This is a genomic window from Clostridium chromiireducens (genome assembly GCF_002029255.1).
Lineage (GTDB): Bacteria > Bacillota > Clostridia > Clostridiales > Clostridiaceae > Clostridium > Clostridium chromiireducens.
Genome location: NZ_MZGT01000038.1, coordinates 46,944 through 53,866 on the forward strand (window position 1 = coordinate 46,944; position 6,923 = coordinate 53,866).

At 27.4% G+C, this 6,923-nt stretch carries 6 protein-coding genes; 1 reads left to right on the plus strand and 5 read right to left on the minus strand.

Translation table 11 applies throughout. The features are described 5' to 3' along the window. Positions 1-24: 24 nt before the first annotated feature. Positions 25-1,038 (minus strand): aldo/keto reductase, encoded by a 1,014-nt coding sequence (locus tag CLCHR_RS14365; RefSeq protein WP_079440526.1) that lies wholly within the window; start codon positions 1,036-1,038, stop codon positions 25-27. 473 nt (positions 1,039-1,511) lie between these two features. Then, positions 1,512-1,721 carry an alpha/beta-type small acid-soluble spore protein gene (locus CLCHR_RS14370; protein WP_079440527.1) on the minus strand — a complete coding sequence of 70 codons (210 nt, stop codon included), beginning with the start codon at positions 1,719-1,721 and terminating at the stop codon, positions 1,512-1,514. Between the two features lie 540 nt (positions 1,722-2,261). Here CLCHR_RS14370 and CLCHR_RS14375 point away from each other — a divergent pair. Continuing rightward, a complete protein-coding gene (locus tag CLCHR_RS14375; RefSeq protein ID WP_079440528.1) occupies positions 2,262-2,579 on the plus strand; it encodes a P-II family nitrogen regulator in 318 nt (105 codons plus the stop codon). A 99-nt stretch (positions 2,580-2,678) separates the two neighbouring features. On the opposite strand, the gene CLCHR_RS14380 is transcribed toward CLCHR_RS14375, so the two are convergent. From CLCHR_RS14380 to CLCHR_RS14390, 3 genes are all read right to left on the minus strand, one after another. After that, on the minus strand, positions 2,679-3,293 hold the full coding sequence (locus CLCHR_RS14380; RefSeq protein WP_079440529.1) for a hypothetical protein: 615 nt from the start codon (positions 3,291-3,293) through the stop codon (positions 2,679-2,681). A 130-nt stretch (positions 3,294-3,423) separates the two neighbouring features. Beyond that, positions 3,424-4,014 carry a CDP-alcohol phosphatidyltransferase family protein gene (locus CLCHR_RS14385; RefSeq protein ID WP_079440530.1) on the minus strand — a complete coding sequence of 197 codons (591 nt, stop codon included), beginning with the start codon at positions 4,012-4,014 and terminating at the stop codon, positions 3,424-3,426. A gap of 729 nt (positions 4,015-4,743) precedes the next feature. Next, a complete protein-coding gene (locus CLCHR_RS14390) occupies positions 4,744-6,456 on the minus strand; it encodes a methyl-accepting chemotaxis protein (RefSeq protein ID WP_079440531.1) in 1,713 nt (570 codons plus the stop codon). Positions 6,457-6,923: the final 467 nt, after the last annotated feature.

Genomic DNA, 6,923 nt, shown 5'->3' on the forward strand with positions numbered 1-6,923 from the left:
CGTTATATTAACCATATATTCTATTTATGCCTTTAAAAATGTTTTATAGTCTTCATAATTTTTCTTCAAAAGATTTGGAGTGTCAAGACCATAAGGGCAGTGAGCCTTGCAATTTCCACACTCTATACAATCTTCGATTTTCTTCATCTTAGCTTGACCTTCCTCCGAAAGGTGTCCTTCAGTTGGAGATCGGCGAAGAAGCAAAGACATTCTTGCGCAATTGTTAATTTCTATACCCGCAGGGCATGGCATACAATATCCGCAACCACGGCAAAATTCACCTACAAGTTCTTTTCTTTCATTTTCAATAAATTTTTCAATCTCAGTTGTCATTACAGGAGGCTTTTCAATATAAGAAATAAATTCATCAAGCTCATTTTCTCGTTGAATTCCCCAAATAGGTAAAGTATTGTCGAACTGAGAAAGGTATGCATAAGCAGCATCACTTCTTGTTATAAGTCCACCTGACAATGCCTTCATACAGATGTAACCAACATTCTTTTCTTTACATAAATTCACTAAATCCTCTTCTTTTTTATGTGCTAGATAGCTAAATGGAAACTGTAAAGTATCATAAAGTCCTGAAAGAACAGCCTCTATGGCTACTGAAAGTCTATGATTTGTGATGCCTATAAAATGAATTTTTCCTTGCTTTTTTGCCTCTAACATAGCCTCATAAAGTCCTGTCCCATCATTTGGTTTAGGGCAAAAACTTGGATTATGAAATTGATAAATATCTATATAATCTGTTTTGAGCATAGTAAGACTATTTTCTAAGTCCTGCCAAAACCCTTGCACAGTAGTAGAAGGTGTTTTTGTAGCAATAATTATTTTATTCCTTACATCACTTAGCGCAAGACCAATTTTATATTCACTATCAGTATAACTTCTTGCTGAATCGAAAAAATTAATACCATTATCATAAGCTTTTCTTAATAGTTTTGCTGCTTCCTCACTAGAAACACGTTGAACCGGTAGAGCACCAAACCCATTTCTATTTACTATTATTCCTGTTCTCCCCAATGTAATATTCTCCATATTGTCATCACCCTTCTTATAATTCAATAAATATATTAGTTAATTTACTCTACAGTCGTCTTATTTCTTTCCTTCCTAATATTACATATTATAATACTTCAAGTTAACTACATGTCAAGAATAAATTTATAAGATATCCCTGATTTAAAACACTTTTAAATTAATAAATCATATAAGTATGCATAAATTCATGCTGCTTAAATTGTATACGAAATAGTTCTATATAAAAAGTTTTACTTTATGACAGGTCCGATAATGAAAAGAATAATTTTACTTAACTTTTATTTTATAGTCTAATATTATTCATACTCACTATAACCCTCAATATATTCAAAGGCTTTTTATTTTTCAATGCAAAAAACCAGTAGAACAAGTATAACTCTGTTATATTTGTTCTACCAGCTTTTAACCATAAGGGTTTATTTGGTTCATAGTATTGGGTAGAAATTATTCACTATGCTTTTAGCTTATAATTATTTTAAGCCTTGTTCATAGTTTTCTATCATGTGTTTTACCATGTAACCGCCAACACTTCCATTTTGTCTTGAAGAAAGGTTTCCTTTGTCTTGGCTTTCATAGTCTTGTAATCCTATTTCTGAAGCAACTTCAGTTTTTAATCTGTTTAACCCTTGTTTTGCTTCTGGTACTAATGTTCTGTTTCTTCCACTATTATTTGATGCCATTTGAATCTACCTCCCTTAATAATATAAATTTTGTTTGGCAGTAATATATTAACCATTATCACAGATTATAATCTGCTAAAATATTAGCAAAATTAGTATTAATAAGCCATACTACATAACTTTATATATTTTGTCTTTGTCATTTATTATAGGAGGTTTTTATGATATTTTAGCTTATTAATTAACTCCTGAAACCAATATGTATATGGCTTTTTTATTTCATTAATACTAAATCACATGAAGTCAGCTGCATCCTCAGTTCTTCTATTCAGATACGTTTGCGTAGTAAAAAAGCAATTATTTTTCAATAAATATTTGATAATTTTCTTGACCTCTTGCATTTCTATTATTATAATGAGTTTTAATATAGTAATTAATGACAACGTCGTCTAATATTGATAAATATTAGACGACGTTTTTTATAATAAAAATACACATGACAATGGAGTCAAAGCAAAATAGCTTGACTCTGTTTTTTTATCATTAAAGTTTTTGTCCCATTTTTATATAAAACCTATTTTTAAGAAAGAAGATGATAGCATGAAGAAACTAGAATTTATTATTAAGAGTGAGCATTTGGATGATTTAAAAACTATCTTAACTAATTGCAATGCTACTGATATTATAATTTCAAATATTAAGGATTACAATAACGAAAAAGGGTATAAGAAAATCTTTAGAGGTACAGAATATACTGTTAATTTTCTGCGCAGAGTAAAGGTTGAAACAGTTGTGACTCCTGAAGTTGCTGAAATCATACTAGATAAAGTTTTACAAGAAATTAGAATCAGCAATTACACAGATGGGAAAATATTTATTAACGATATTGAAAATGTTCTTGAAATCTATGCTGTTTAATATTGCAATAATCTTTAGTCTAATAATTTAATGCCACAACTATGCACCAAATAGTAAACATCAACGTTTAAAACTATTAAAACGTTGATGTTTTTCTTGCTATAGCTCTGAATGACATTTATTAACTATCTCTTTAATTTCATTAGCCGCTTCATTTCCAGATAAAACAACTAACCTGTAATTAAAATTATTATTAAAAATTTGGCAGTAGAATTCTTTACCCAACTCATCTATCTCTTCATAATTTTCCTCTAACTTTTGTAGTAAAATTTCTTCTCCAAGACCAGTTCTATCTATAAAGTAATACATATTAAATTTATTTATATATTCTTTTACTATCTTAAAATTATCTTTATTCAAAATAAATCCTATAACGTAATCTTTATCAGTCTTCTTGGATCCTTTTTTTACAGTTAAACCAAACATAGATACCTCTGGTATTTTTTTTATCTCAACTTTTTTATATGCCATCATTGACGAATCTAAGGATTTTATAATTTCTTCAAATGTAATTTTGGGTTTTTCATCATTTCCAAAAAATAGTAACCTCGAATCCAAAACTGCTAAACATAAATTGGCTCCAATCAGTTCGTTTAAAACCTTTTCTCTAAATCTATTCTTTTCCTTTATTCCATGATATTCTATAAAAGTCTTAATTCCCTCTTCATCTTCTTCACTTCTCATCTTTAGCTTATTTCTATCAAATAAAAACATATTTTCTTCTCCTTAAAACCATAATATATACAATTATAATATATAAGTAACCAGTTTCATAAACAAAACTTGGAAATAAAATAAACTCTATTCTTTAATATAAATATAATTAATATGCATGCAATTATAATCATATATCTATATTATTATTCAATTTAAAACATACTAAACAACTTTTTATTCTTAAATACGAAGAATAAATTCCACCAAAAAATATAACATAAAGTAAGCAATTTAGTACTATTGTCAAGCTATTAGTTTCAAAACACTTATAAATACATGCTATTCCTGGAATTATAAAAAACATAGCTGCTATAGCTCGTCCAATCTTATCAAAAACAAAAGGATTATTTGAATTTTTATTATAATTTTTCATAAATTTCGATGTTGCAATAAATTCAGAAAATTTAAGGCATACAAAACCCAAAAACCACAAAGGCAAAATTTTTACATTAACCAAAGTTACATATGAAAGAATTATATATAATAAATCAGCAAATACATCAAGTTTAGCTCCTATAATTGAAACTGAATTCATTTTTCTTGCAATTCTTCCATCTAATAAATCTGAAATACAAATAGCAGAAAATAATATAATCAACATATTACTTTTATCTTCATTATATAAAAACTGATCAATTATGGCATAAGCAAATAAGAATGACATTATTATTCTTGTTATAGTGATTAAGTTAGGTATGAATTTTGTTATGAGTCGCATCATCTTCCTCCTGCCCTATATTTAACATTTCCATTTAGGATATACTTTAATTATAAATAGTACTTATTCCAAAATCTATTATAGCACTAATTTGTGAAAATTTTATGACAGAATATCCATAAAAATTTGCTAATGTAAAAATTAGATCTCAGCCTAAGTAAATATAAAACTTATTAGAGTATGAATAGCGCAAACTATTTCCGCAAATAATAAAAAATAAAACAAGGTGGTGATATAAAATGGGTTCTTCTCAATATAATAAAAATAAGAATGATAAAAGTAATGCTGATAAAATGAATGGCAAGAACAACCGAGATAAAGGCAATAATCAAGTTAGCTCAACTAATAATGAACAATAATTCACTTAAAATTTAATATATATACCTAAGTTAAAAATTATGATTATGAATTTACTTGCCAAAGATAAGGTCATGCACTTGTTTAAGTTACTGAATATTAAGTTGTTAATTTCTATTAAAGAAATATCTATAGCTTAATATTCTACTGTAATACTTTCACAAAAGCATGACCTTCATTTCTAGTTTAAAATATATTTTAAGAGATAAATTAATATACAGATTAAGTATCTATAATATATAAATATAAAGCGTATATCTCTTATTACTAGGAATAATATGATACATGATGTGTTTTATGTTACTTTTTTAAAACACTGATAGAATAAAAATACTTCCTCAGATATATATAGATAACCAATTATATGGGTCTCTAAAATTTAAATCTATGTCCCATTTCAATCAACTTGTTGGCTAACTTCGATGAATCTTTAGCATGTTTTGTCACTTGTTCTACTGCTGCACTTGTCTCACTTATGTTCGCAAATATCTCTTCTACGCTTGAAGCTGATTCTTGTGATGTTGCTGAAATATTTAGTATCGAATTATTCACTTTTGATACATTTCTAGCAATTGAATTTGCAGATACATATATCTCTTTTGACATCTGATTTACAATTTGAGCATCCTGCTCATATTGATGTCCAATTAATTTTATCATTTCATAATCAGGTTTAACCTGTTTTTCTATAAATCCTAATATATCGTTAGTGTGATCAATAAAGTTTTTAATAACTCCCCTTACTTGTTCAACATTTCTCTTTATTTCTATAACTGTCTGCGATGATTTTTCCGCTAATTTTCTAACTTCATCTGCAACTACGGCGAAACCTTTTCCTGCTTCCCCTGCACGAGCCGCCTCAATAGAAGCATTAAGTGACAACAGATTCGTTTGTTCTGCTATTTGATCTATAACTGCTGCCATATTGTCTATTTCTTTAATTACTTTTATATCATCAATTGCCTTTCTAATCTTTGTTTCTTTTTCATTATATAAACTTATAGCCTTTATAGATGACTGTTCTGCTTTTTCTTTTACCTCCAATGCTCTTTGCATGATTTCATCTGAATCCTTTTCTCTTTTCTCAGCCTTCTTATTAAGTTCATTAGTCAATTCCTCAATTACTGTCGTATGAGAACTTACTTCTTGCGTTGATGTACTTAAATCCCCACTGGTGCCAGCAATCCAACCTGTAGCTCCCTTAATATTATGCATTGTTACAGACATTTCTTTCATTATTGTTGTTAGCGCCTCATTTGAAATACTCATTTCTTTCATCTCATTGACAAGCTCTAAAACAAGTTTCTTCATATTTGCTGTAGCAATATTTAAAGCTCTAGACATATTGCCTAATTCATCATCAGAGGTTATCTTTATTTCTTGTGTCAAATTTCCTTCTGCTAAACCATTAGCAAAATTAACTACATAACTTATTCTTCTTTTTAACCAAATTGCCATTGCACTACCTAGAATAACCAGAGTTAGTGCTCCAATTACTATAAGAGCTGTAAGAAATATGAATGAGCTATTAAAAACAGCTTTACTTGATTCTGACATATTCTTTGCATACGCAATCTTGTCTTGTATAACAACATTTAAATTATATTCTAACTGCTTCCTTAAGTTTACATATTCAGAATTGTACAACCTAATTGCTTCTTCATAATTGTCCTCATTTATATATTTCATTATATTAGATCTTGAATCCCTATATTGAGATAATGTATTTCTAACTTTTTTATAATCTTCTTCTTCTTTATTACTCGAAAATTGTATATTCTCATATTCTTCAAAAATCTTGTTATTTAAATTTGATCGATCATTTAAATTACTTATGGAGTCACTAACACTACTTTTGAAATTACTATTAATAATATGTTCCATATCTGATACACCTAAATTAACATTGTTTTGGATTGAATATAATTTTTGCAAAGCTAATAAATTATTATTATAAATTATATTTGTATTATTATTTAATACATTCATATTCGATAACCCAATTCCTCCAACTACAATTAAAAATAATGCACTTACTATACTTGTTATAATTAACTTTTGAGATATTTTTATTTTTTTAAACATTTTTATCTCCCCCTCTTGCTACATGAATAAATATCAATAGATTTACTATGAAATCTTAAAGTTAATATTTTATAATTATTCGTACACATGCCCCTTTTGAATAAATAAAATATATTATAATTCCCATAGGTTTACTTTGTTATTATAATGCTACTATTTTTTCTACTTTGCAATACATTTTTGCAAGGAATTCCATTGCAAAGAAAAAATTTTATATTTTCATATATTTCATCGTTTACATTTATTGTTTTGTTAAATTAAGATAAAATTTTTAGAACTTTCAAAATATATATTCAAACTATAGATACATAATATAAAAACCAAGCTTACGTATAGGCCAAACAAGATAGAAGTCATGATATTTATTCGACGATAAGTGTAATTTAAAATTTGATACTTACACATAACAGAAAACACAGTATATATCTTTAATCACTATGCAGTGAGATATATACTGTGTTCTTATA